At 72.7% G+C, this 22,552-nt stretch carries 19 protein-coding genes; 7 read left to right on the plus strand and 12 right to left on the minus strand.

Going from position 1 to position 22,552, the window contains the following annotated elements:
- On the minus strand, positions 1-587 hold a 587-nt coding region (locus ACPYOM_RS12195), incomplete at its 3' end, for a M50 family metallopeptidase (RefSeq protein ID WP_481346158.1).
- A 145-nt stretch (positions 588-732) separates the two neighbouring features.
- Between ACPYOM_RS12195 and ACPYOM_RS12200 the strand changes: the two genes are divergently transcribed.
- Positions 733-1,572, plus strand: coding sequence for a RecB family exonuclease (locus ACPYOM_RS12200; protein ID WP_481346159.1), 840 nt, complete (start codon positions 733-735; stop codon positions 1,570-1,572).
- 165 nt (positions 1,573-1,737) lie between these two features.
- Positions 1,738-3,672: an asparagine synthase (glutamine-hydrolyzing) gene (asnB, locus tag ACPYOM_RS12205; protein WP_481346160.1), complete on the plus strand. Its 1,935-nt coding sequence runs from the start codon at positions 1,738-1,740 to the stop codon at positions 3,670-3,672.
- Here the strand turns inward: asnB and ACPYOM_RS12210 are convergent.
- Positions 3,662-5,044, minus strand: a complete 1,383-nt coding sequence (locus tag ACPYOM_RS12210) for an aminotransferase class III-fold pyridoxal phosphate-dependent enzyme (protein ID WP_481346161.1) — start codon at positions 5,042-5,044, stop codon at positions 3,662-3,664. The genes asnB and ACPYOM_RS12210 overlap by 11 nt on opposite strands.
- 21 nt (positions 5,045-5,065) lie before the next feature.
- The gene (locus ACPYOM_RS12215) at positions 5,066-6,568 is read right to left on the minus strand and encodes a CoA-acylating methylmalonate-semialdehyde dehydrogenase (RefSeq protein ID WP_481346162.1); all 1,503 of its coding nucleotides are present in this window, start codon (positions 6,566-6,568) and stop codon (positions 5,066-5,068) included.
- Between the two features lie 60 nt (positions 6,569-6,628).
- On the opposite strand from ACPYOM_RS12215, the gene ACPYOM_RS12220 reads away from it, so the two are divergent.
- Both ACPYOM_RS12220 and ACPYOM_RS12225 read left to right on the plus strand, forming a co-directional pair.
- Positions 6,629-7,981 (plus strand): aminotransferase-like domain-containing protein, encoded by a 1,353-nt coding sequence (locus tag ACPYOM_RS12220; RefSeq protein ID WP_481346163.1) that lies wholly within the window; start codon positions 6,629-6,631, stop codon positions 7,979-7,981.
- Between the two features lie 75 nt (positions 7,982-8,056).
- Complete coding sequence (locus ACPYOM_RS12225) at positions 8,057-8,821, plus strand: LysR family substrate-binding domain-containing protein (protein WP_481346164.1); 765 nt, start codon at positions 8,057-8,059, stop codon at positions 8,819-8,821.
- Positions 8,822-9,008: 187 nt separating this feature from the next.
- Here ACPYOM_RS12225 and ACPYOM_RS12230 read toward each other — a convergent pair whose 3' ends face one another.
- Together ACPYOM_RS12230 and metH are read right to left on the minus strand one after the other, a co-directional pair.
- Positions 9,009-9,647: an HAD family hydrolase gene (locus ACPYOM_RS12230; RefSeq protein ID WP_481346172.1), complete on the minus strand. Its 639-nt coding sequence runs from the start codon at positions 9,645-9,647 to the stop codon at positions 9,009-9,011.
- 70 nt (positions 9,648-9,717) lie between these two features.
- On the minus strand, positions 9,718-13,503 hold the full coding sequence (metH, locus tag ACPYOM_RS12235) for a methionine synthase (protein WP_481346165.1): 3,786 nt from the start codon (positions 13,501-13,503) through the stop codon (positions 9,718-9,720).
- 172 nt (positions 13,504-13,675) lie between these two features.
- Between metH and ACPYOM_RS12240 the strand changes: the two genes are divergently transcribed.
- Positions 13,676-14,530, plus strand: coding sequence for a PAC2 family protein (locus tag ACPYOM_RS12240; RefSeq protein ID WP_481346166.1), 855 nt, complete (start codon positions 13,676-13,678; stop codon positions 14,528-14,530).
- Positions 14,531-14,549: 19 nt separating this feature from the next.
- On the opposite strand, the gene mshC is transcribed toward ACPYOM_RS12240, so the two are convergent.
- From mshC to ACPYOM_RS12260, 4 genes are read right to left on the minus strand one after another with little or no spacing between them, the layout of a single operon-like run.
- Positions 14,550-15,806: a cysteine--1-D-myo-inosityl 2-amino-2-deoxy-alpha-D-glucopyranoside ligase gene (mshC, locus tag ACPYOM_RS12245; protein ID WP_481346167.1), complete on the minus strand. Its 1,257-nt coding sequence runs from the start codon at positions 15,804-15,806 to the stop codon at positions 14,550-14,552.
- Between the two features lie 60 nt (positions 15,807-15,866).
- A complete protein-coding gene (locus ACPYOM_RS12250; protein WP_481341733.1) occupies positions 15,867-16,676 on the minus strand; it encodes an SCO1664 family protein in 810 nt (269 codons plus the stop codon).
- Complete coding sequence (locus tag ACPYOM_RS12255) at positions 16,660-17,208, minus strand: DUF3090 domain-containing protein (RefSeq protein WP_481341734.1); 549 nt, start codon at positions 17,206-17,208, stop codon at positions 16,660-16,662. The genes ACPYOM_RS12250 and ACPYOM_RS12255 overlap by 17 nt, the downstream gene beginning before the upstream one ends.
- Positions 17,209-17,218: 10 nt before the next feature.
- Positions 17,219-17,950, minus strand: a complete 732-nt coding sequence (locus tag ACPYOM_RS12260) for an MSMEG_4193 family putative phosphomutase (protein WP_481346168.1) — start codon at positions 17,948-17,950, stop codon at positions 17,219-17,221.
- Positions 17,951-18,022: 72 nt separating this feature from the next.
- Between ACPYOM_RS12260 and corA the strand changes: the two genes are divergently transcribed.
- Positions 18,023-19,024 (plus strand): magnesium/cobalt transporter CorA, encoded by a 1,002-nt coding sequence (gene corA / locus ACPYOM_RS12265; protein WP_481346169.1) that lies wholly within the window; start codon positions 18,023-18,025, stop codon positions 19,022-19,024.
- A gap of 3 nt (positions 19,025-19,027) precedes the next feature.
- Here corA and ACPYOM_RS12270 read toward each other — a convergent pair whose 3' ends face one another.
- Together ACPYOM_RS12270 and ACPYOM_RS12275 are read right to left on the minus strand one after the other, a co-directional pair.
- On the minus strand, positions 19,028-19,888 hold the full coding sequence (locus ACPYOM_RS12270; RefSeq protein WP_481341737.1) for an undecaprenyl-diphosphate phosphatase: 861 nt from the start codon (positions 19,886-19,888) through the stop codon (positions 19,028-19,030).
- 128 nt (positions 19,889-20,016) lie between these two features.
- Positions 20,017-21,102 (minus strand): LLM class F420-dependent oxidoreductase, encoded by a 1,086-nt coding sequence (locus ACPYOM_RS12275; protein ID WP_481346170.1) that lies wholly within the window; start codon positions 21,100-21,102, stop codon positions 20,017-20,019.
- Positions 21,103-21,157: 55 nt separating this feature from the next.
- Here ACPYOM_RS12275 and ACPYOM_RS12280 point away from each other — a divergent pair, with 55 nt between their 5' ends.
- Positions 21,158-22,093 carry an aldo/keto reductase gene (locus tag ACPYOM_RS12280; RefSeq protein WP_481346171.1) on the plus strand — a complete coding sequence of 312 codons (936 nt, stop codon included), beginning with the start codon at positions 21,158-21,160 and terminating at the stop codon, positions 22,091-22,093.
- Positions 22,094-22,130: 37 nt separating this feature from the next.
- Here the strand turns inward: ACPYOM_RS12280 and ACPYOM_RS12285 are convergent, their stop codons facing one another.
- Positions 22,131-22,532 (minus strand): hypothetical protein, encoded by a 402-nt coding sequence (locus ACPYOM_RS12285; RefSeq protein WP_481346173.1) that lies wholly within the window; start codon positions 22,530-22,532, stop codon positions 22,131-22,133.
- Positions 22,533-22,552: the final 20 nt, after the last annotated feature.

The raw sequence follows: 22,552 nt of genomic DNA on the forward strand, positions 1-22,552 counted from the left end.
TCCGTCGTCGGCAGCGTCAGATGTGTATAAGAGACAGCCTTGCGGCCGGTCGCCCGCCACACGAGCGAGCTGACGATCTGGCCGCCGTCGAGGGGCAGGCCGGGCAGCAGGTTGTAGAGCCCGACGAACAGGTTGGTGTAGGTGACCGCGTCGAGGACGCCCGCGACCACGGCGCCCGTCGCGTGCGGCTGGACGAGCCAGGCCAGCAGGGCGAGGGCGAGGTTGGACAAGGGGCCCGCCACGGCGATCAGGGCCGTCGACACCGGCGTCCCCGTCGTGGCGTCGTAGACGGTGTGGCCGCCCCACACGTCGGCGACGATCCGGTCGACCCGATGACCACGCCGCAGCGCGACGAGCGCGTGCGCGGCCTCGTGCACGAGGACCGAGACGAGCAGCATGACCGCGAACGCCGCCGCGACGACGACGGACTGCCCCAGCGACGCCCCTCCACCACCTTGCGCCTGCACGACGACGAGCATGATGAGCACGACGACGAGCGGCCAGGAGCGGCCCAGGTAGACGGGCGTCCCGGCGATGGCGCCGATCCGCCACCCGGGTCCGGCGGCCGGGCGCGCGGTGCTGCTCATGCCCAGACCCTATGCCTCGGTCCGCCGCCCCCGGCCGTGCGGGGCCTTCTCCGCCCCTGTGGACACCGGCGGCCCGGCGCGCGGGCCGGCCCGCTCCTGTGGGTGGTCCTCGGGCGCTGTCGGTCCGGCCGCCTACAGTCGGTGCATGGCCGCAGCACTGTCCCCGAGCCGCGCCTCGGACTTCATGACCTGCCCGATGCTCTACCGCTTCCGGGTCATCGACAAGCTGCCGTCACCACCGACGCCGGCCACCGCTCGGGGGACGCTCGTGCACGCCGTCCTCGAGCGCCTGTTCGACCTGCCCGCGGCCGAGCGCACCCTCGAGGCCGCCGTCTCGATCGTCCCTCGCGAGTGGGACCGCCTCACGAGCGAGGAGCCCGAGCTGCTCGGGCTGCTCGCCGACCGCGACGGTCGCACCGAGGAATGGTTCGCCGACGCCCACGCCCTGCTCGGTACGTGGTTCGGGCTGGAGGACCCGACGCGCCTCGAGCCGGCCGAGCGCGAGCTCTACGTCGAGACCGAGATCGACGGCCTGACGCTGCGCGGCTACGTCGACCGCCTCGACGTCGCCCCGAGCGGTGCCATGCGCGTCGTCGACTACAAGACCGGCCGGTCCCCCGCCGAGCACTTCGAGGCCAAGGCGCTGTTCCAGATGAAGTTCTACGCGCTCGTGCTCTGGCGGCTGCGCGGTGAGATCCCTCGCCGCCTCCAGCTGGTCTACCTCGGCAACAGCGAGATCGTGGCCTACGAGCCCGACGAGCAGGACCTCCTCGGCGTCGAGCGCAAGGTCAAGGCGCTCTGGGCGGCCATCGAGCGGGCCGCCTCCACGGGCGACTGGCGCCCGAGCCCGAGCCGGTTGTGCGACTGGTGCGAGCACCGCGCCCTGTGCCCGGCGTGGGGCGGCACTCCCCCTCCCCTTCCCGAGGACGCGGCCGAGCGCGCGGTGGACCCCACCGCGTCGGGGCTGGTCGACATCGACGCCTGAGACGCCCGGACGGCGCGTGCGGGTCCCCGTCACGCACGGCAGCGTGAGACCCGGGCGCGTGTCCAGCGGCTCCGCAGTCGCCGTCCAGCCGGCGCCCAGCGCGCCCCGCGACGCTGGGCCTGCGGTCTTGCCGGTCTCCGGTGCCGACGGCCGCGGGAGGTTGGCATGTGCGGCATCGCGGGCTACGTCGGGCTGGACGCGGACCCGCGCCTGCTCGAGCGCATGGACGCCGCGCAACGGCACCGGGGCCCGGACGGCTCGGGCACCTGGACCGACGACATGGGCCGGGCCGGGTTCGCCCACCAGCGCCTCGCGATCATCGACCGTGCAGGTGGCCGGCAGCCGATGTGCACGGAGGACGGAAGGTACGTCCTCGTCTACAACGGCGAGGTCTACAACCACGACGCGTTGCGGAACGAGCTGCGCGAAGCAGGCCACCGGTTCGGCACCCGCAGTGACACCGAGGTCGTGCTCCACGCCCTCGTCGAGTGGGGCGCCGGTGCTCTCGACCGCTTCGACGGCATGTTCGCCCTGGCGCTCTGGGACCGCACGACCGGCACGCTCCTGCTCGCCCGCGACCACTTCGGCATCAAGCCGCTGCACCTGGCCCGGGTGAGGAGCACCGGCGGCGAGGGCTGGCTGTTCGCCAGCGAGATCCGCCCGATCCTGGCCACCGGCCTCGTGCCCGCCACGCCGGACGAGCGCTCGGTGTACCGCTACCTGCGCTTCCGGGTCCACGACGACGACCGGGCCACCTTCTTCACCGGCATCGAACGGGTCCTGCCCGGCGAGGTCGTGACGATCGGCCCCGACGGGATGGACCGCCGCCCCTTCACCTCGCTGCGCGAGGACCTTCTCGCCGCGGCCAGGCGCGCGTCCCGCGGCGACCGCCACGAGCCTGCGACCTCCCTCCGGTTCCGCGACGCGCTGACCCGAGCGGTGCGGATGCGCCTGTCCTCGGACGTGCCCGTCGGCACGTCGCTGTCCGGAGGGCTCGACAGCTCTGCGGTCGCCGCGCTCGTCGACGAGCTCCTGCCCGAGCCGTCCGCCCGCGCGGTCGGGGTGCGCCAGCGGACCTTCTCCGCCGTCTTCCCCGGACACCGCAACGACGAGCGCCGGTGGGTCGAGGACGCCCTCGACGGCCGCCGCGACCGGGTCGAGCGCCATCTCGTCGCGCCCGTCACCGAGGACCTCGTCGCCGACCTCGCCGACTTCGTGCGGAGCCAGGAGGAGCCGGTCGTCTCGTCCGGGCCGTATGCGCAGTACCGGGTCATGCGCGAGGCGTCCCGTCACGTCACCGTCATGCTCGACGGGCAGGGGGCCGACGAGCTGCTCGCCGGCTACGTGCCCCAGACCGTCGTGCACCTGCGCGACCTGCTGCGCCGCCACCCGGTCCGCGCCCTGCGTGAGGCGTTGGCCGAGCGCGACGTCCTTCGCGGCCTCGTCGCCAACCGCGCCAGGCGCCTGCTGCCGACCGCACACGACGCCTCCGTGGCACCGCTGCTGGCCTCCGCCTTCGTCGACGAGCACCGCGACGAGCGGTATGCCCCCGCCGGCACGACACTGCGCGAGCGCCTCGTCCACGACCTCTTCGTCGGCTCGCTGCCGGCCCTGCTGCGCTACGAGGACCGCAACACCATGCGCTTCTCGCTCGAGGGCCGGGTGCCGTTCCTCGCCGTCGACCTCGTGCGGTTCGTGTTCGACCAGCCGGACGCGTCGGTCCTGGGTGACGGGTGGAACAAGCGGATGCTCCGTGAGGCCGTGCGCGATCTACTGCCCGAGTCGATCACGTTGCGCCGCAACAAGATCGGCTTCACCACGCCCCAGGACGACTGGTTCCGTGAGTCACCCGGCCTGCTGCGTGACGTGTTCGGCTCCGACTCCTTCCGGGCACGACCGTGGTTCGACGCGGACGCCGTGGCCGCGGCCTTCGAGCAGTGGCTCGCCGGCGGTGGCCCGCACGACTCGATGGTCTTCTGGCGGATCCTCAACGTCGAGCTCTGGATGCGGGAGGTCTGCTACCCCCCGGCGCCGGGGTCGGCCCCCGGGCCGGTCGACGTCGGCGCGCCGACCGGTCCGGAGGTTCGCCTCAGGCCGTGAACTCGTCGGCGACCGACAGTGCCTCGTCAAGGATGGCCAGGCCTTCGCGCACCTCGTCCGGCGTGGTCGTGCACGGCGGCACGACGTGCGTCCGGTTGAAGTGGGTGAACGGCCACAGACCGCGCTCCTTGCACGCCGCTGCGAAGGCCGTCATGGGCCGGGCCGCCTCGCCGGCAGCGTTGAACGGCACGAGGGGCTCGCGCGTCTGCCGGTCGCGGACCAGCTCGAGGGCCCAGAAGACCCCGAGGCCACGGACCTCGCCGACGCTCGGGTGCTTCCTGGCGAGCTCGGCCAGCCCCGGCCCGATGACCTCGGTGCCGAGCATCCGGGCGTTGTCGATGATGCCCTCCTCGTGGAAGGCGTTGATCGACGCGACGGCGGACGCGCAGGCCAGCGGGTGCCCCGAGTACGTGAGCCCGCCCGGGTAGGCGCGCGTCTCGAAGGAGGCGCGGACCTCGTCGGAGATGACGACGCCGCCGAGCGGCACGTAGCCGGAGTTGACCCCCTTGGCGAACGTGATGAGGTCCGGCCGGACGCCCCAGCGGTCGACGGCGAACCACTCGCCGCACCGGCCGAACCCGGACATGACCTCGTCGGCGATGAGGACGATGCCGTGCTCGTCGCACAGGTCCCGGACACCCTGCAGGTAGCCGTCCGGCGGCACGAGGATGCCGTTGGTGCCGACGACGGTCTCGAGGATGACGGCCGCGACGGTCTGCGGTCCCTCCACCATGAGCGTGTCGCGAAGGTGCTGCAGGGCCCGGTCGCGCTCCTGCTCCTCGTTCTCGGAGTGGAACGCCGAGCGGTAGGTGTACGGACCCCAGAAGTGCACGATGCCGGGGTAGCCGGGCTCGGAGGGCCAGCGGCGGGGGTCGCCGGTCAGGGTGATCGAGCCGGCCGTCGCGCCGTGGTAGCTGCGGTAGGTGGCGAGCACCTTGTTCCGGCCGGTGTGCAGACGCGCCATCCGGATCGCGTTCTCGTTGGCCTCGGCACCGCCGTTGGTGAAGAAGACGGCCGACAGCCCCTCGGGCGCGACCTCGGTGATGAGCCGGGCCGCCTCGCTGCGCGCGTCGTTGGCGAACGAGGGCTGGATCGTCGTCAGACGGGCGGCCTGCTCCTGGATGGCCGCGACGACCTTCGGGTGCTGGTAGCCGATGTTGACGTTGACCAGCTGGCTGCTGAAGTCGAGGTAGCGCGTACCGGCGTAGTCCCAGAAGTACGAGCCCTGCGCCCGGGCGATGGGCAGCGGGTCGATGAGCCCCTGGGCCGACCACGAGTGGAAGACGTGCCCGCGGTCCAGCGCGCGGACGTCGGCCTCCCCCATGGCGTCGAGCTGCTCGGCGATGACGCTGCGGTGGTCGAGTTCGGTCATGGGTGTGTCCTCTCCGGCCGGTCAGCGGGTGCGGGGGAAGCCGAGGTCGACGCTCGAGGTGGCCGGGTCGGGCCAGCGCTGCGTGACGACCTTGCCCCGCGTGTAGAAGTTGACACCCTCGGGTCCGTACATGTGGGTGTCACCGAAGAGCGAGTCCTTCCAACCGCCGAAGGAGTAGTAGGCGACGGGCACCGGGATCGGCACGTTGATGCCGACCATGCCGACCTCGACCTCGTTCTGGAAGCGTCGGGCGGCGCCGCCGTCACGGGTGAAGATGGCCGTGCCGTTGGCGTACGGGTTGCGGTTGATGAGCGCCAGGCCCTCGTCGTAGCTGTCCACCCGGACGACGGACAGCACCGGACCGAAGATCTCGTCGCGGTAGACGGTCATCTCGGGCGTGACGTCGTCGAGCAGCGTCATGCCGAGGAAGAACCCCTCTGCCGGCACCTCGCTCGTGCGCCCGTCGACGACGACGGTCGCGCCGGACTGCGCACCCGCCTCGACGTACCCCGCCACCTTGTCGCGGTGCTCACGCGTGATGAGGGGGCCCATGTCGGTGCCCGGGTCGGCGCCGTTGCCCACGCGCAGGCCGGGGATGCGCTCGGCGACCGCGGCGACGAGCCGGTCACCGACGTCGCCGACCGCGACGGCCACCGACAGGGCCATGCACCGCTCCCCGGCGGCGCCGTAGGCCGCCGAGACGATGGAGTCCGCCGCGAGGTCGACATCGGCGTCGGGCAGCACGAGGGCGTGGTTCTTGGCGCCACCGAGGGCCTGGACGCGCTTGCCGCGCGCGGTGCCCCGCTCGTAGATGTACTTCGCGATCGGCGTCGACCCGACGAAGCTGACGGCGGCGATGTCGTCGTGGTCGAGGAGGGCGTCGACGGCCTCCTTGTCGCCGTGGACGACGGTGAAGACGCCGTCGGGCAGTCCGGCCTCCTTCCACAGCTCGGCGAGGAAGAGCGAGGCCGACGGGTCCTTCTCACTCGGCTTGAGGACGAAGGCGTTGCCGCAGGCGATGGCGTTGGCGCACATCCACAGCGGCACCATGACCGGGAAGTTGAACGGCGTGATGCCGGCGACGACGCCGAGGGGCTGGCGGATGCTGTAGACGTCGACGCCGGTCGACGCCTGCTCGGAGAAGCCCCCCTTGAGCAGCTGCGGCACGCCGGTGGCGAACTCGACGTTCTCGAGACCGCGCGCGATCTCACCGGCGGCGTCGGACAGGACCTTGCCGTGCTCGGCGGTGACGATCGCGGCGAGCTCGTCGGTGCGCTCGTGGAGCAGCTCGCGGAAGGCGAAGAGCACCGCGGCCCGCTTCGACAGCGAGCTCGTGCGCCACTCGCGTGCAGCGGCGACGGCGGTCTTGACGGCGGCGTCGATCTCGGCGGCCGAGGCGAGCGCCACCTCACCGGTCCGAACGCCGGTCGCAGGGTCGTGCACGGGTGCGGTGCGCCCGGAGGTGCCCGCGACGCGGGTCCCGGAGATCCAGTGGTCGATGGAGGTCACGGCAGGGGTCGTCATGCCGTCAACACTACGTGCCAGATGGGTGCGGTACAAAGGCTTGATTGCTATGTTACAGACGTGCGTGCCGTCATCTCTGACCTCGAGGAGCGCCTCGAGCACCCGACCGCCAAGGGCCTGGCCCAGGCGGTCTCCCGCGCGATCCGCGACGGTCGCCTGCTTCCCGGCGACCTGCTGCCGCCGATCCGGCAGGTCGCGCAGGAGCTGATGATGTCGCCGACCACCGTGAGCGCCGCGTGGCAGCTGCTCTCGCGGTCCGGCACGATCCGGTCGGACGGCCGGCGCGGCACGACCGTCGCCGAGACGCGTCGCGGCGGCGAGCGCTACACCCGCGCGCTGCGCCACGACTCCCCCGTCAGCCTCGACCTGTCCACCGGCATTCCCGACGCCGCCCTGCTGCCCTCGCTCGCCCGAGTGCTGGCGGCGATCGACGAGCCGCGCGGCCCGAGCAGCTACCTCGACGACCCGGTCCTGCCCGAGCTGCGCGAGGTGCTCCTCGCCGACTGGCCGTACGAGCCGGACGACCTGCTCGTCGTCGACGGAGCCATGGACGCGCTCGACATCGTCTCGCGCACGTTGCTGCGACCCGGCGACACGGTCGTCGTCGAGAACCCCGGGTTCCCTCCCCTGCTCGACCTCCTCGAGGACCGGGGCGTCGACGTGCTGGGGGTGCCGCTCGACGAGACCGGCCTCGACGTCGACGCCCTCGAGTCGGCACTGGCCCGCCGGCCGACAGCCCTGGTGCTCCAGCCGCGCGGGCAGAACCCGACCGGCGTCACGATGTCGCCGACGCGGGCCCGACGCCTGGCCTCGCTCGTGAGCGGCCGCGACCTCGTCGTCGTCGAGGACGACTCGAGCGGCCCCATCGCGAGCTCGTCGCCGACGAGCCTCGGGGCGTGGGTGCCCGAACAGGTGCTGCACGTCCGCAGCTTCAGCAAGTCGCACGGACCGGACCTGCGCCTGGCCGCGCTGAGCGGGCCCGCGGCCTTGCTCGCCCCGTTGCGGCACGCGCGGTCCCTCGGGCAGGGCTGGTCGAGCCGGCTGCTCCAGCGGGTCCTCGCCGGCCTGCTCACCGACCCCGACGCCGTGCGGGCGATCGGGCGCGCCCGCGCCGAGTACGCCCGGCGCCGTGAGCTCGTCGTCGACCGGCTCGCCGGCCTGGGCGTGACCGTGCCCGGCACCGAGGGCCTCAACATCTGGGTGCCGGTCCGCGACGAGAGCGCCGCGGTGCTGCGCCTCGCGAGCCAGGGCATCGCGGTGACGCCCGGGTCACCGTTCTCCGTCGACAACGGCTCGGGTGCGGGCGGACACGTGCGCGTCACGACGGGCCTGGTCCGGGACGACCACGAGGGTCTCGCGGAGCTGCTGGCCGAGGCGGCGGCCGCGGGGGCGTGGTCCGCCCAGCACCGCTGACCGGGAAGGGGGTGCGCCGGCTGCACTACCCTCGTCGGGAACCCCGCCCGGCCCCACCCCGACAGGAGGCCCAGGATGACCTCCGCCTTCCGCGTCGACTTCGTCGCCGGCGTGTCCCCGGACAAGTGGGCCCGTCGCTGGGCGCGCCGGGTGGCTGACCGCGAACTCGAGCTCGTGCCCGTCACCGTCGACGTGCAGCTCGACGCCGTCCGCGCCGGTGAGGCGTCGATGGCGCTGGTCCGGCTGCCCGTCGCACGCGAGGGCCTGCACCTCATCCCGCTCTACGAGGAGGTGCCCGTCGTCGTCGCCTCCCGCGAGCACGTCGTGGCGGCGTTCGAGGAGGTCGAGGTCGAGGACCTCGCCGACGAGGTCCTCGTCCAGGGTCCGGACGCCGTGCCGGAGTGGGCCGCCGTCGCCAGCCGCGACGCGAAGGACCGGTCCGCGACGATGCCGCCGATGACCGACGCCGAGGTCGTGGAGGTCGTCGCAGCGGGAGGCGGGATCGCCATCCTGCCGCTGTCGATCGCGCGGTTGCACCATCGCCAGGACGTCGTGCACCGGCCGGTCCACGGGGTCGCCGGCTCCCGGATCGGGCTGGCCTGGCGCGTCGACGACCCCGACCCCGGCGTCGAGGTGTTCATCGGCATCGTCCGCGGCCGCACGGAGAACAGCAGCCGGGGCACGACACCCAGCCCCGACGGGGGTGGCAGAACCGCAACGAGTGGCTCGAGCGGCTCGAGCGGCACGAGCGACCGACGCCGCAGTCCGGGGCGCTCACTGCCTCAGCGAGGCGCCGCCCCCCGCCGTGGCGGTACCCGCAGCCGCCGTCGCGGTCGCTGAGCGCGTTCCGCTCGACGAGATCGGCGAAGTCGTCGAACGTCTCCGGCGTGAGCGCCTTGATCGTGAGGTCGGGCATGTCGGCAACGTATCCCTCGTTGCGGACGTTCGGCGTCGGTAGCGCTCACCCTGCCGGGTACGCGCACGCGCGCCGGCACCGGCGCGCAGTCGGGCCCGAGAGGCCGGCTGGTCAGGAGGCGATGCCGGCCGCGGACACGATCCCGGTCAGGTCGGCAGCGGCCACGCCCGCGAGGGTGTCGATGCGGACCGCGCCGGCGACGGCCGGCACCGGCACGACGTGCGGGATCGCGATCGTCGGCACGCCCGCGGCAGCTGCCGAGCGCACCCCTGCGGGCGAGTCCTCGATCGCGACGCAGTCGGCCGGCTCGACCCCGAGGACCCGGGCGGCGGCGAGGTAGGGCTCGGGGTGCGGCTTGCCGTGGCTCACCTCGTCACCGGTCACGAGCGCGGCGAAGGCGCCGTCGGGCAGGTGTCGCACGACGGTCTCGGCGAGGGAGCGCCACGACATCGTGACGAGCACGTTCGGCACGCCGAGCGAGCCCAGCTCGAGGAGCAGCTCGCGAGCTCCCGGGCGCCACGGCACGCGCTGCTCCACCCGGGAGATGACGCGCACGAGGAGGGCGTCGATGATCTCGGGCACGGACAGCGCGATGCCCGACTGGTCGATGATGAGCTGGGCCGACACCTCCAGCGCGTTGCCGACGAGCTGGTGGGCGAACTCGTCGCTCCACACGCCGCCGTGCGCCGCGACGAGCTCGTGCTCGGCCTCGATCCAGTAGGGCTCCGTGTCGACGAGCGTGCCGTCCATGTCCCAGAGGACCGCCGCCGGCAGGGCCGGGCGGTCCGTCGGGACGGGTGCTGCGGGGCCGGTCACGGCGTCAGTCCTCCGGGTCGTAGGCGAGGTTGGCCGAGAGCCAGCGCTCCGCCTCGGCCAGCGTCCACCCCTTGCGCTGCGCGTAGTCGGCCACCTGGTCGCGGTCGACGCGGCCGACGACGAAGTACTGCGACTCCGGGTGCGAGAAGTACCAGCCGGAGACCGAGGCCCCGGGCGTCATCGCCATGCTGTCGGTGAGCGTGATGCCGGTGCGGGCCTCCACGTCGAGCAGGTCCCACAGGGTGCGCTTCTCCGTGTGCTCGGGGCAGGCGGGGTAGCCGGGCGCCGGACGGATGCCCGCGTACTGCTCCTTGATGAGCGCGGCGTTGCTGAGGTGCTCGTCGGGCGCGTAGCCCCAGAACTCCTTGCGCACCCGCTCGTGCATCCGCTCGGCGAAGGCCTCGGCGAGCCGGTCCGCGAGCGCCTCGAGCAGGATCGCGTCGTAGTCGTCGAGGCGCTCGCGGAACCGGGCCACCCGCTCGGCGCTGCCGAGCCCGGCGGTCACGGCGAAGCCGCCGACCCAGTCACGCGTGCCCTTCGGGGCGACGAAGTCGGCGAGCGAGCGGTTGGGCACGCCGGCGCGGTGCTCGCCCTGCTGTCGCAGGTGGTGCAGCACGGCCAGCGGCTCGGCGCGCGACTCGTCGGCGTACACCTCGATGTCGTCACCGACACCGTTGGCCGGGAAGAACCCGATGACGCCGTTGGCCGTCAGCCACCGTTCCTCGACGATGCGGTCGAGCATCGCCTGTGCGTCCTCGAACAGCTTGCGGGCGGCCTGTCCGCTCGCCGGGTTGTTGAGGATGTCGGGGTAGGTGCCCTTGAGCTCCCACGCCGAGAAGAACGGCGACCAGTCGATGTACCGGCGCAGCTCGGCGAGCGGGTAGTCGTGGAAGGCCCGGACGTGCTGCGGGGCGGTGCGCGACCGGGTGATCGTGGAGACGTCCTTCTCCTGCTGGAGCAGCAGGTGCGGGTGCGGCGGCCGGTACCCGGTCCAGTCGACCGGGGTGCGACGCTCGCGAGCGGCCGCCAGCGGCAGGAGCTTGCGCTCGGTCTTGGCGGCGTGCCGGGCCCGCAGCGCGTCGTAGTCGGCCTTGACCTGGGCGAGCAGCCGGGGACGCTGCTCGTCCGACAGCAGGGCGGCGGCGACCGGGACCGAGCGCGAGGCGTCCTTGACCCAGACGACCGGGCCGTCGTACCGCTTGTCCACCTTGACGGCCGTGTGTGCCCGGGACGTGGTCGCGCCGCCGATGAGCAGCGGGATCGTCATGCCGGTGCGCTGCATCTCGGCCGCGAAACCGACCATCTCGTCGAGCGAGGGGGTGATGAGGCCGGACAGGCCGATGAGATCGGCGTCGTGCTCCCTGGCCGCGTCGAGGATCTTCTGGGCGGGCACCATGACGCCGAGGTCGATGACCTCGTAGTTGTTGCACTGCAGGACGACGCCGACGATGTTCTTGCCGATGTCGTGGACGTCGCCCTTGACCGTGGCCATGACGATGGTGCCGTTGGTGTCCTTCTGCTTGGCCAGCTCGGGGTCGGCGGCCTTCTCCTTCTCGATGAAGGGGATGAGGTAGGCGACGGCCTTCTTCATGACCCGCGCGCTCTTGACCACCTGGGGCAGGAACATCTTTCCCGCGCCGAAGAGGTCGCCCACGACGTTCATGCCGTCCATGAGAGGACCCTCGATGACCTCGATGGGCCGGCCGCCTCGCCCGGCGATCTCGGCCCGGAGCTCCTCCGTGTCGGCCTCGACGTACCCGTCGATGCCCTTGACGAGGGCGTGCGTGATGCGCTCGGCGACCGGCAGCGAGCGCCACTCCTCCTCGTCGGCCTCCGCCGCGGCCGAGTCGCGGTTGTAGGACTCGGCGATCTCGAGGAGCCGCTCGGCGGCGTCGGGCCGACGGTTGAGCACGACGTCCTCGATGCGCTCCCGCAGCTCGGCGTCGACCTCGTCGTATACGGCGAGGGCACCGGCGTTGACGATGCCCATGTCGAGGCCCGCCGCGATGGCGTGGTAGAGGAACACGGCGTGGATGGCCTCGCGGACGGGGTTGTTGCCGCGGAAGCTGAACGAGACGTTGGAGATGCCGCCGGACACCCTGGCGCCGGGCAGGTTCTGCTTGATCCAGCGCGTGGCCTCGATGAAGTCGCGCCCGTACGAGGCGTGCTCCTCGATGCCGGTGGCGACGGCGAAGACGTTGGGGTCGAAGATGATGTCCTCGGCCGGGAAGCCGACCTGCTCGGTGAGGATCCGGTAGGCGCGCTCGCAGATCGCCGTGCGGCGCTCGAGCGAGTCGGCCTGGCCGTCCTCGTCGAAGGCCATGACGACCGCCGCGGCGCCGTACCGGCGGACGAGCCGGGCGTGCTCGACGAACGACGCCTCGCCCTCCTTGAGCGAGATCGAGTTGACGATGGGCTTGCCCTGGACCTGCTTGAGGCCGGCCTCGATGACCTCCCACTTGCTCGAGTCGACCATGACGGGCACCCGGCTGATGTCGGGCTCGCTCGCGACGAGCCGCAGGAAGCGCTCCATCGCCGCGACGCCGTCGATCATGCCTTCGTCCATGTTGACGTCGATGACCTGGGCGCCGTTCTCGACCTGCTGCGCGGCCACGGACAGCGCGGTGTCGTAGTCGCCGTCCTTGATGAGCGAGCGGAAGCGGGCCGAGCCGGTGATGTTCGTGCGCTCGCCGACGTTGACGAACAGGCTGTCGGCATCGATGGTGAAGGGCTCGAGGCCCGACAGGCGCATGGCGGGCCGGGGCGTCGGCACCTCGCGCCGTGGCTTGCCGTCGACGGCCTTGGCGATCGAGGCGATGTGCTCCGGTGTCGTGCCGCAGCAGCCGCCGACGAGGTTGACGAACCCGGCGTCGGCGAACTCGGACAGGATCGCCGCGGTCTCGTCCGGCGCCTCGTCGTACTCACCGAAGGCGTTGGGCAGCCCGGCGTTCGGGTAGCAGGAGACGAACGTGTCGGCGACCCGCGACATCTCGGCGATGTACGGACGCATCTCCTTGGCGCCGAGCGCACAGTTGAGGCCGACGGCGATGGGGTGCACGTGGCGCACGGAGTTCCAGAACGCCTCCGTGACCTGGCCCGACAGGGTGCGCCCCGACGCGTCGGTGATGGTGCCGGAGACGACGACCGGCCAGCGCCGACCGCGCTCGTCGAAGAGCTGCTCGAGGGCGAAGATGGCCGCCTTGGCGTTGAGCGTGTCGAAGATCGTCTCGACGAAGAGCAGGTCGCTGCCGCCGTCGACGAGGCCGCGCGCGGCGTCCAGGTAGGCCGCGACCAGACCGTCGAAGGTCACGTTGCGCGCACCCGGGTCGTTGACGTCCGGTGAGATCGACGCCGTGCGCGACGTCGGGCCCAGCGCGCCGGCCACCCAGCGGGGACGCTCCGGCGTGCGCGCGGTCATCGCGTCGGCCTCGCGGCGGGCCAGTGCTGCCGACGCGTGGTTGATCTCGTAGGCGAGGTCCTCCATGCCGTAGTCCGACAGCGAGATCGCCGTGGCGTTGAAGGTGTTCGTCTCGATGATGTCGGCGCCGGCCTCGAGGTACTCGCGGTGGATGCCGGCGATGATCTCGGGGGCGGTGATCGACAGCAGGTCGTTGTTGCCCTGGACGTCGGTGTGCCAGTCCTTGAACCGCTGGCCGCGGTATCCGGCCTCGTCCGGCCGGTCGCGCTGGATCGCCGTGCCCATCGCCCCGTCGAGCACCATGATCCGCTCGCGGAGCGTCGCGGTGAGGGCATCGGTGGCGTCGGGCCGCACCTGCGGCGACTGGGTCAAGGGGTCTCCTCTCGGCGGGCGGCCGGGGATCGGGTCGCGGAACGTCGGACCGACCGAATTCTACGGACCCGTGCCGACGGGCGCGTCGCCGCCCGCAGTGCGGGCACGGCGTCCGCACCACGGCATAGGCTGGCGGTGTGGTCGCGGGCGCGGCCGCGACGAAGGAGGCAAGGTGCTGGAGTTCGAGGACGTGCCGGAGCTCAACGACCCGGTGCTCATCGCGGCCTTCGAGGGCTGGAACGACGCGGGTGAGGCCGCCACGAGCGCCGTGCGTCACCTCGCCGACGTGTGGGACGCCGAGCTCGTCGCCGCCTTCGACCCCGAGGAGTACTACGACTTCCAGGTCAACCGGCCGCGTGTGTCGGTCGAGGACGGCCGCCGGGTCCTCACCTGGCCGACCACCCGCATCCTCGTGGCCACCGACACCGGCTTCGACCGCGACGTCGTCCTCGTCCAGGGCATCGAGCCCTCGATGCGCTGGCGCGCCTACTGCATCGAGCTGCTCGAGCTGGCCCAGCAGCTCGGCGTGACGACCATCCTCACGCTCGGCGCGCTGCTCGCCGACGTGCCCCACACCCGTCCGATCCCGGTCACGGCCACCGCCGAGGACGACTCGGCGATGCACCGCTTCGACGTCGAGGCGAGCCGCTACGAGGGCCCCACGGGCATCGTCGGTGTCCTCAGCCACACGGCCGCCGACACCGGCATCCCGACGGTGTCGGCATGGGCCGCCGTCCCGCACTACGCCGGTGGCCCGCCCTCGCCCAAGGCGACGCTGAGCCTGCTGCGCCGCATCGAGGCCCTCCTCGGCATCACGGTGCCGCACGCCGACCTCGAGGAGACGGCCCGGGCGTGGGAGCGCGGCGTCGACGAGCTCGCGCAGTCCGACGAGGAGGTCGCCGAGTACGTGCAGTCGCTCGAGGAGGCCCAGGACACCGCCGAGCTGCCGGAGGCGAGCGGCGACGCCATCGCGCGCGAGTTCGAGCGGTACCTGCGCGGCCGGGACGACGACCAGCGCGGTCGCTGACCGTCCCGGGCGTCCTGCCTCAGAGGCGGACGCCGAGCAGCGCGTCGAGCGCGCGTCCGACGACGCCGGGCGCGCCGGGGTCGTCACCGCCGCGGGTCAACGCCTGCGCGGCCCAGCGGTCGACGGCCTGGAGCGCGCGCGGGCTGTCGAGGTCGTCGGCGAGGGCCGCGCGGATGTCCTCGACGGTCTGGTCGGCGACCGGACCGCCGTTGCCGGACAAGGCCTTTCGCCACGTCTCGAGCCGCTGCTGCGCGTCGACGAGCATCGCGTCGTCGTACATCCAGTCCTCGCGGTGGTGCTTGGCGAGCAGGGTGAGGCGGATCGCCATGGGGTCCACGCCCTCGCGCCGCAGCTGGGAGACGAGCACGAGGTTGCCGCGGCTCTTGCTCATCTTCTCGCCGTCGAGCCCGACCATGCCCTGGTGGACGAACGCGCCGGCGAAGGCCGGGGCGCCGCTCAGCGCCCTGGCGTGCGCCGCGCTCATCTCGTGGTGCGGGAACACGAGGTCCGTGCCGCCGCCCTGGACGTCGACGGGCACACCGAGGTGGTCCATCGCGATGCAGGCGCACTCGATGTGCCAGCCGGGTCGGCCGGGACCGAGGCCGCCGCCGTCCCACTCGGGCTCGCCCTCGCGGTGGGCCCGCCACAGGAGCGCGTCGAGCCGGTTGCGCTTGCCGGGCCGGTCGGGGTCGCCGCCGCGCTCCTCGAAGACCTCCAGCATGCCGTCCTCGTCGAGGTGGCTCACCGAGCCGAAGCGCGGGTCCCGCGCGACGTCGAAGTAGACGTCGGTCGCGCCCTCGCGCGACGCGTCAGGGGCGGGCACCGGGTAGGCGGCGCCGTCGGCGACGAGCCGCTCGATCGGGGCGACGAACGTCGGGATGCTCTCGACGGCTCCGAGGTACTCGTCCGGCGGGATCACGCCGAGCGCGGTCATGTCCTCGCGGAACAGGGCGATCTCGCGGGTGGCGAGGTCGCGCCAGTCGATGCCGTCGCGCTCGGCACGCTCGAGCAGGGGGTCGTCGATGTCGGTGATGTTCTGGACGTAGCGGACCGTGCGGCCGCTGTCGCGCAGGATGCGGCCGAGCAGGTCAAACGTGACGTACGTGGCGGCGTGCCCGAGGTGGGTCGCGTCGTAGGGCGTGATGCCGCAGACGTAGACCGTGGCCTCAGGCCCCGCTGCCGCGGGGACGAGCTCGCCGGTCGCCGTGTCGCGGACCTTCACCTCGGGGGCGGAGCCGGGGACCTGCGGGATGAACGGCGTGGGCCAGCTTCTCACGCGCAGACTCTATCCCGGGCCGCCCACACCCCTCGACCGGCGTCCGCCGCGGTGCCGGCGTCACAGCGGCGGCCAGGGGACCGCCGGCCAGCCGGGGCTCGGGTACGGATGGATGCCGCGGTCCAGCAGGCGCTCCACCCGCAGGACCAGCGCGTCGACGTCGCCCTCGGGCAGGAGCGCGAGCAGCCGGTCACGCTCGGCCTCCTCGTCGAGGGCGGCGGACAACAGGGCCAGGCGCTCGCGGTCGGCGTCGGCGAACGGCTCGCCTGCCCAGCCCCAGAGCACCGTCCGCAGCTTGGGGACCGGCGAGAACGTGACCCCGTGGTCGATGGCCCACAGCCGGCCCGACGCGTCGCGGAGGCAGTGCGAGCCCTTCCGGTCGCTGTTGTTGATGACGGCGTCGAGCACCGCCAGCGAGCGCACGTCGTCGGCGCCGGAGTGCACCACGGTCACCGCCGAGCCGCCCGGCGCCTCGCCGTCGAAGACGGCGTGCCATCCCGCAGGGGCACGGCCCTCCGGGACGAGGTCGACGACGGCGTCGTCGGGCACCGGGTCGAAGGGGTCACCGACCCACAGCTGCACCGAGCCGGGCCCGAGCGGGCCGTCGCGCAGCACCGTCGGCGGCACGACGTGCCACCGACCCAGCTCGGACACCACGTGTGCCGCGACCTCGCGGCCCGCCAGGGTGCCCTCGGGGAAGTCCCAGAGCGGTCGCTCGCCACGCACGGGCTTGTAGACGACGTGCCCACCGGGCAGCGTCGACACGCGGGCGACGACGGCCATGTTCGAGGACCCGGCGACGCGCCCCAGCACCTCGAGCTCGCCGGTGAGGTCGACCGGCTGCGGGTGCGTCTCAGCGGCGGTAGCCATTGGCCCGCGGGCAGATGTGGCCCGTGGGGTCGAGGGGCCCGCCGCAGAACGGGCACGGGGGCCGGCCGGCGGCCACGAGCGCCGAGCTGCGGCGGGCGAAGGCCCGCGCGTCGGCGGGGTCGAGGGTCACCCGCAGCGAGTTGCGTCCGAGCGGGCCGACCGGCTCCTCGTCGTCGTCCTCGTCGACCTCGTCCGGGTCGTGGTCGTGGCACTCGATGACGATGCGCTGGCGGTCCTCGTCCCAGGCGAGCGAGAGGGTCTGCACGTGCCAGTCCTCGTCGAAGGGCGTCTGCAGCGGTTCGGTGTCCTCGGACGCGCCACCGGGCTGGCCGGGCTCGACCGCGGCCGCCGGGGCCAGCTGGTCGAGGACGTCGTTGATGCGGTCGGCGAGGATCGCGACCTGCTGCTTCTCGAGCCCCACCGTGACGAGGCGCAGGCCGTCGGTGGCCTGGAGGTAGAAGGCCCGCTGTCCCGTCGGTCCGACGGTGCCGGCGACGAACCGGTCGGCGGGGTCGAAGTCCTGGACCGTCATGCGTTCGACCCTATCCGACGAGGTCCGCAGGTCCGGCGCCACCGCCGACGACCGCGTCGCCCTCCGGGACCGCCGGCCGCCCGTCCGGCCGCAGCCCCGTCAGGTCCCCGCCGACGTCGTTGACGCGCAGGACGAAGGGCTTGCGGCTCGTGTACCGGACGACGCTCACCGAGGCCGGGTCGACGAAGATCCGCTGGAAGTCGTCGAGGTGGGCACCCGTGGCGTGCGACAGGACGGCCTTGATGACGTCACCGTGCGACACGGCCACCCAGACGGCGTCCGGGCCGTGCGTCTCGAGGATCCGCGCATCCACCTCGCGGACCGCCTGCAGGGCCCGGTCCTGCATCTGCACCATCGACTCGCCCGGGTACTGGGCGGAGTCGGGGAACCGGGCCTCGCTCGGACGGTCCTGCACGACCTTCCACAGCTCCTCGCGGGCCAGCTCGGCGAGCGGTCGGCCGGTCCAGGCCCCGTAGCGGCACTCCCCCAGCCCGTCGTGGACGCTGCGGCGGACGCGGCCGGGCAGCGGTGCGCAGAGCAGGTCGGCCGTCTGGACGCACCGGTCCAGCGGGGAGGACACGACCTCCACGACGGGCAGCGTCGCCGCGGCCAGACGCGCCCCGACCGAGGCGGCCTGCGCCTCACCGGTCTCGTCGAGGAAGACGCCGGGCATCCAGCCGGCGAGCGTGCCCGAGACGTTGGCGCTCGAGCGGCCGTGGCGCACGAAGATCACGGTGGGCACGGGCGCCAGCCTAGACGCGCAGGTGACCTCGGCCTCCAGTCCCCTCGCAGGACGGCGTGGTGACATAGGGGGGTGATCGTGGACAAGGCCATCTACCGCAACGGCAAGCGGCAGGGGTGCGGCGACCTCAGCGACGAGCTCGACGTGCTGCGCCTCACCCAAGACGGCTTCCTCTGGATCGGGCTCAAGGACCCCACCGACGAGGAGTTCGACCTCGTCAACGAGGAGCTGCACCTGCACCCGCTGGCCGTCGAGGACGCCGTCAACGGCCGGCAGCGCGCCAAGATCGAGCAGTACGAGACCTCGACGTTCGTCGTCCTCAAGACCCTGCGCTACGTCGAGGTCACGAGCGACATCGAGACCGGCGAGGTCATGCTCTTCATCGGTGACCGCTTCGTCGTCACGGTGCGCCACGGCGAGGGCAACCCCCTCGCCGGCGTGCGTCAGCGGCTCGAAGCCGACCCGGAGCGGCTCGACCACGGACCCCTCTCGGTGCTGCACGCCGTCATGGACTCCGTCGTCGACAACTACGTCGTCGTCGACGCCGAGATCAAGAAGGACCTCGACCAGATCGAGGAGGAGATCCTCGGCTCGGACCAGCAGGGTGACGCCAACACGATCTACCGCCTCAAGCGCGAGGTGCTCGAGTTCCGGCGCGCGAGCAAGCCGCTCGCCGACACCCTCGCCAACTTCATGGAGCGCGGCCGCGGCCGGTTCCTGCCGACGGAGATCCTCGTCTTCTTCCGCGACGTCGCCGACCACCTGCGCCTCGTCAACGACCACGTCGAGTCCTACGACCGGCTGCTGACCGACGTCCTGTCGGCCCACCTGGCCTCGGTGGGGATCCAGCAGAACGAGGACATGCGCAAGATCTCGGCGTGGGTCGCCATCGCCGCGGTGCCGACGATGATCGCCGGTATCTACGGCATGAACTTCGACCGCATCCCGGAGCTCACCGCCAGCATCCACACGAGCAGCGGCGAGTTCTACTACGGCTACTTCGTCGCCCTGGCCGTCATGGCGGCGTCGTGCCTGGGTCTCTACCGCGCGTTCAAGCGCTCCGGCTGGCTCTAGGGGTCAGGTGGCGCTGATGACGCCGGCGGCGAGCACCGCTGCGAGGACGACGCCGAGCAGCACGCGGTACCAGACGAAGGCCATCAGGCTGTTCGTCGCGACGAAGCGCAGCAGCCAGGCGATCGAGGCGTAGGCGACGACGAAGGCGACGACGAGCCCGACGACCACTGGCCCCAGGCCGAGCGCCGTCAGGCCCTCCTTCTCCTGCACCGCCTGGAAGAGGCCCGCGGCCGTCAGGGCCGGGATCGCGAGGAAGAACGACAGCCGCGTGGCCGTGACGCGGCTGATGCCGCGCGCGATGCCCGCCGAGATCGTCGCACCCGAGCGCGAGACCCCCGGGACGAGCGAGAAGCACTGGACGAGGCCGATGACGAGCCCGTCCACCGGGCGGACCGAGTGCTCGTCCCGCACGAGGCCGCGGGCCTCGTGCCGGGCGTACACGCGCTCGGCGACGACCATGACGACGCTCCACAGCAGCAGGGCCGCCGCGACGACCCACAGGCTGCGCAACGTGCTCTCGATCGCGTGCCGCCCGAGGAACCCGACGACGCCGACGGGGACCGAGCCGATGACGACGGCCCACGCGAGCCCGTAGTCGGGATCGCGGCGCGCCTCCGCACTGCCGAGACCACGGAACCAGGCCAGGGCGAACCGGACGATGTCGCGGAAGAAGTAGAGCAGCGTCGCGACGATGGCCCCGAGCTGGATGACCGCGGTGTAGGCGGTGACCGCCGGGTCGTCGACCGACAGACCGAGCAGCTTCTCGGTGATCGTGAGGTGCCCCGTCGACGAGACGGGCAGGTACTCGGTCAGGCCCTCGACGACGCCGAGGACGACGGCATCGAGGTAGCTGAGGTCGGCCATGTCGTGGTCAGCCTTCTGCGTGGGGGTCGGGACCGGCGCCCCGGCGCGCCCCGGCACGGGGCGGCCACTCGGCACCAGCCTGCACCCTAGCGGGCGGTCCTGCGGGGCCGCCGCGTCAGCCAGCCGCGTCAGCCCGCCGCGTCGGCTCGGCCGGACGCGTCGAGGCCGGCGATGCCCGCCATCACCTCGACGGTGTCGAGCGCCTGGTCGCGCGTCATGCCGCCGCTCGTGGCGACGGCGAGCGTCGTGACGCCGGCGTCCGCGTAGCGCTGCATCCGCCGGGCCACGCGTGCCGGCGAGCCGAGCAGGGCCGTCTCGTCGATGAACTCGAGCGGGACGGCCTCCGCGGCCTCGCGGTGCCGGCCGTCGAGGTAGAGGTCCTGGACGCGGGCGGCGGCGTCCTCGAAGCCCATCCGGCAGGCGAGCTGGTTGTAGAAGTTCTGCTCCCGCGAGCCCATGCCACCGATGTAGAGGGCGCAGTACGGACGCACGTGGGCCGCGGCCGCCTCGACGTCGTCGAGGAGCACGACGGGGGTCGTCGCGACGACGTCGAAGCCGGCCAGGGGGTCCTCGGGCGTGCCCCGACCGGCGGCGCGCCGGGCGGTGCGGATCACCTCGAGGTGGTCGCCGGCGTGGTCGGGGCTGAAGAAGATGCCGAGCCAGCCGTCGGCGATCTCTCCCGAGAGGGCGAGGTTGCGCGGGCCGACAGCTGCCAGGTAGACGGGAACATGCGGGCGCAGGGGGCGCGTCCCGAGCCTGAGGGCCTTGCCGGGGCCGCCCGGCAGGGGCAGCGGGTAGTGCCGGCCCGCGTGCTCGACGACGTCGCGCCGCAGGGCGGCACGGACCACCTCGACGTACTCGCGCGTACGCGCCAGCGGCTGGGCGAAGGGCACGCCGTGCCAGCCCTCGCTCACCTGGGGGCCCGAGACGCCGAGCCCGAGCCGGAACCGGCCGCCCGACATGGTGTCGAGGGTGGCGGCGGTCATGGCCGTCATCGCCGGGGTGCGGCCCGGGATCTGCATGACGGCCGAGCCGAGGCCGATGCGCTCGGTCAGCGCCCCGATCCACGACAGCATCGAGACGCTGTCGCTGCCGTAGGCCTCCGCGACCCAGGCGCTGTCGTAGCCGAGGCGGTCGGCGGCGCGGGCCACGGCGACCATGTCCTCGCCGGTCGTGCCGCGTCCCCAGTACCCGAGCTTCACGCCGAGTCTCATGCAGGCGAGGCTATCGGTCACGACGCCGTCGGCCGACCGGCTAACGTGTCCCACCATGCGCAGGCGTCTCGGGTCGTCCGGTCTCTCCGTCACGCCCCTGGCGCTCGGGACCATGCTCTGGGGCAACGCCGTCGACCGCCACGACGCCGCCGAGCACCTGCGGGCGTTCGTCGACGCGGGCGGCAACCTCGTCGACACCGCCTACGGCTACGGCGGCGGCGACGCCGAGACCATCCTCGGCGGGCTCATCGGCGACGTCGTCCCTCGCGAGGACCTCGTCGTGTGCACCAAGGCCGGCATCTCCCGCGCGTCGGGCGAGCGACGCGTCGACGTGTCGCGTCGTGGCCTCATGGCCCAGCTCGAGGCGTCGCTGCGTCGCCTCGGCACCGACCACGTCGACCTCTGGCTCGTGCACACGTGGTCCGACGACGTGCCGCTGTCCGAGACCCTGTCGGCGCTCGAGTGGGCCGCGGTGTCGGGCCGGGCCCGCTACGTCGGCGTGTCGAACTACTCCGGCTGGCAGTCCGCACGCGCGTTCAGCCTGCTCGAGTCGGCGCGGGTGCCCTTGGTGGCCAACGAGGTCCAGCTCTCACTGGTCCATCGCGACGCCGAGACGGAGGTCGTCCCCGCCGCGGTGGGGCTCGGCTTCGGCCTCCTGCCGTGGTCACCGCTCGGACGCGGCGTGCTGACCGGCAAGTACCGCAACGGCATCCCCTCGGGCTCCCGGGCGGCCTCGAGCGACTTCCCCGGCTTCGCCCAGCGCTTCCTCGACGAGCACAGCGCGGGGGTCGTCGAGGCCGTGGCCATGGCCGCGCGTGGCCTGGGCACGTCGGCCGCCGAGGTCGCGCTGGCCTGGGTACGGGACCGCCCGGCCGTGGCCGCGCCGGTGGTCGGCGCGCGCACGACCAGCCAGCTGCGAACGGCCCTGGCCAGCCTGGACCTCGAGCTGCCGGCCGAGATCGTCGGCGCCCTGGACGACGTCTCCGCCTGAGCGAGCCACCCGGTTCGACGCCGGGTCGACCCGCGACTCAGCTCCCGGAGGACCCGGGACGCGCGCCGTGCGAGGCGTCGCGCCGGGGCAGGTCCGCCTCCTCGTCCTCGTAGTCGTCGTCCTCGTCGTCGTCCTCGTCGTCGAGGTCGTCGTCCTCGTCGTCGAGGTCGTCGTCCTCGTCGTCGAGGTCGTCGTCCTCGTCGTACTCGTCGGGGTCGAGGCCCGCGTAGACCCGGCCGTCAGAACCGTCGTCGTCCTCGTGCCCGTCGAAGTCGTCGCCGTAGATGGCGAGCGGCGTCGCGACCTCGGTGGCCTCGTAGAGCGCCTCGTCGTAGTCGTCGAACGCCTCGGCGAGGTCCTGCGCGGCGGCGACCACCATCGGGTGGTCGGGGTCGCGGCTGGCCGACGCGGCCTCGTAGTGGCTGTCTCTTATACACATCTGACGCTGCCGACGACGGA

Source organism: Monashia sp. HAY1-2A, from assembly GCF_056755315.1.

Bases quoted from the DNA above. Each gene is read 5' to 3' on its own strand.
- ACPYOM_RS12225 (WP_481346164.1), top strand. From the start codon at position 8,057: ATGACCTCCGCCTTCCGCGTCGACTTCGTCGCCGGCGTGTCCCCGGAC.
- ACPYOM_RS12210 (WP_481346161.1), bottom strand. From the start codon at position 5,044: ATGACCGAACTCGACCACCGCAGCGTCATCGCCGAGCAGCTCGACGCC.
- ACPYOM_RS12285 (WP_481346173.1), bottom strand. From the start codon at position 22,532: ATGTGTATAAGAGACAGCCACTACGAGGCCGCGTCGGCCAGCCGCGAC.
- ACPYOM_RS12270 (WP_481341737.1), bottom strand. From the start codon at position 19,888: ATGGCCGACCTCAGCTACCTCGATGCCGTCGTCCTCGGCGTCGTCGAG.
- ACPYOM_RS12250 (WP_481341733.1), bottom strand. From the start codon at position 16,676: ATGGCTACCGCCGCTGAGACGCACCCGCAGCCGGTCGACCTCACCGGC.
- asnB (WP_481346160.1), top strand. From the start codon at position 1,738: ATGTGCGGCATCGCGGGCTACGTCGGGCTGGACGCGGACCCGCGCCTG.
- ACPYOM_RS12200 (WP_481346159.1), top strand. From the start codon at position 733: ATGGCCGCAGCACTGTCCCCGAGCCGCGCCTCGGACTTCATGACCTGC.
- ACPYOM_RS12215 (WP_481346162.1), bottom strand. From the start codon at position 6,568: ATGACGACCCCTGCCGTGACCTCCATCGACCACTGGATCTCCGGGACC.
- ACPYOM_RS12255 (WP_481341734.1), bottom strand. From the start codon at position 17,208: ATGACGGTCCAGGACTTCGACCCCGCCGACCGGTTCGTCGCCGGCACC.
- ACPYOM_RS12280 (WP_481346171.1), top strand. From the start codon at position 21,158: ATGCGCAGGCGTCTCGGGTCGTCCGGTCTCTCCGTCACGCCCCTGGCG.
- ACPYOM_RS12275 (WP_481346170.1), bottom strand. From the start codon at position 21,102: ATGAGACTCGGCGTGAAGCTCGGGTACTGGGGACGCGGCACGACCGGC.
- ACPYOM_RS12230 (WP_481346172.1), bottom strand. From the start codon at position 9,647: ATGGACGGCACGCTCGTCGACACGGAGCCCTACTGGATCGAGGCCGAG.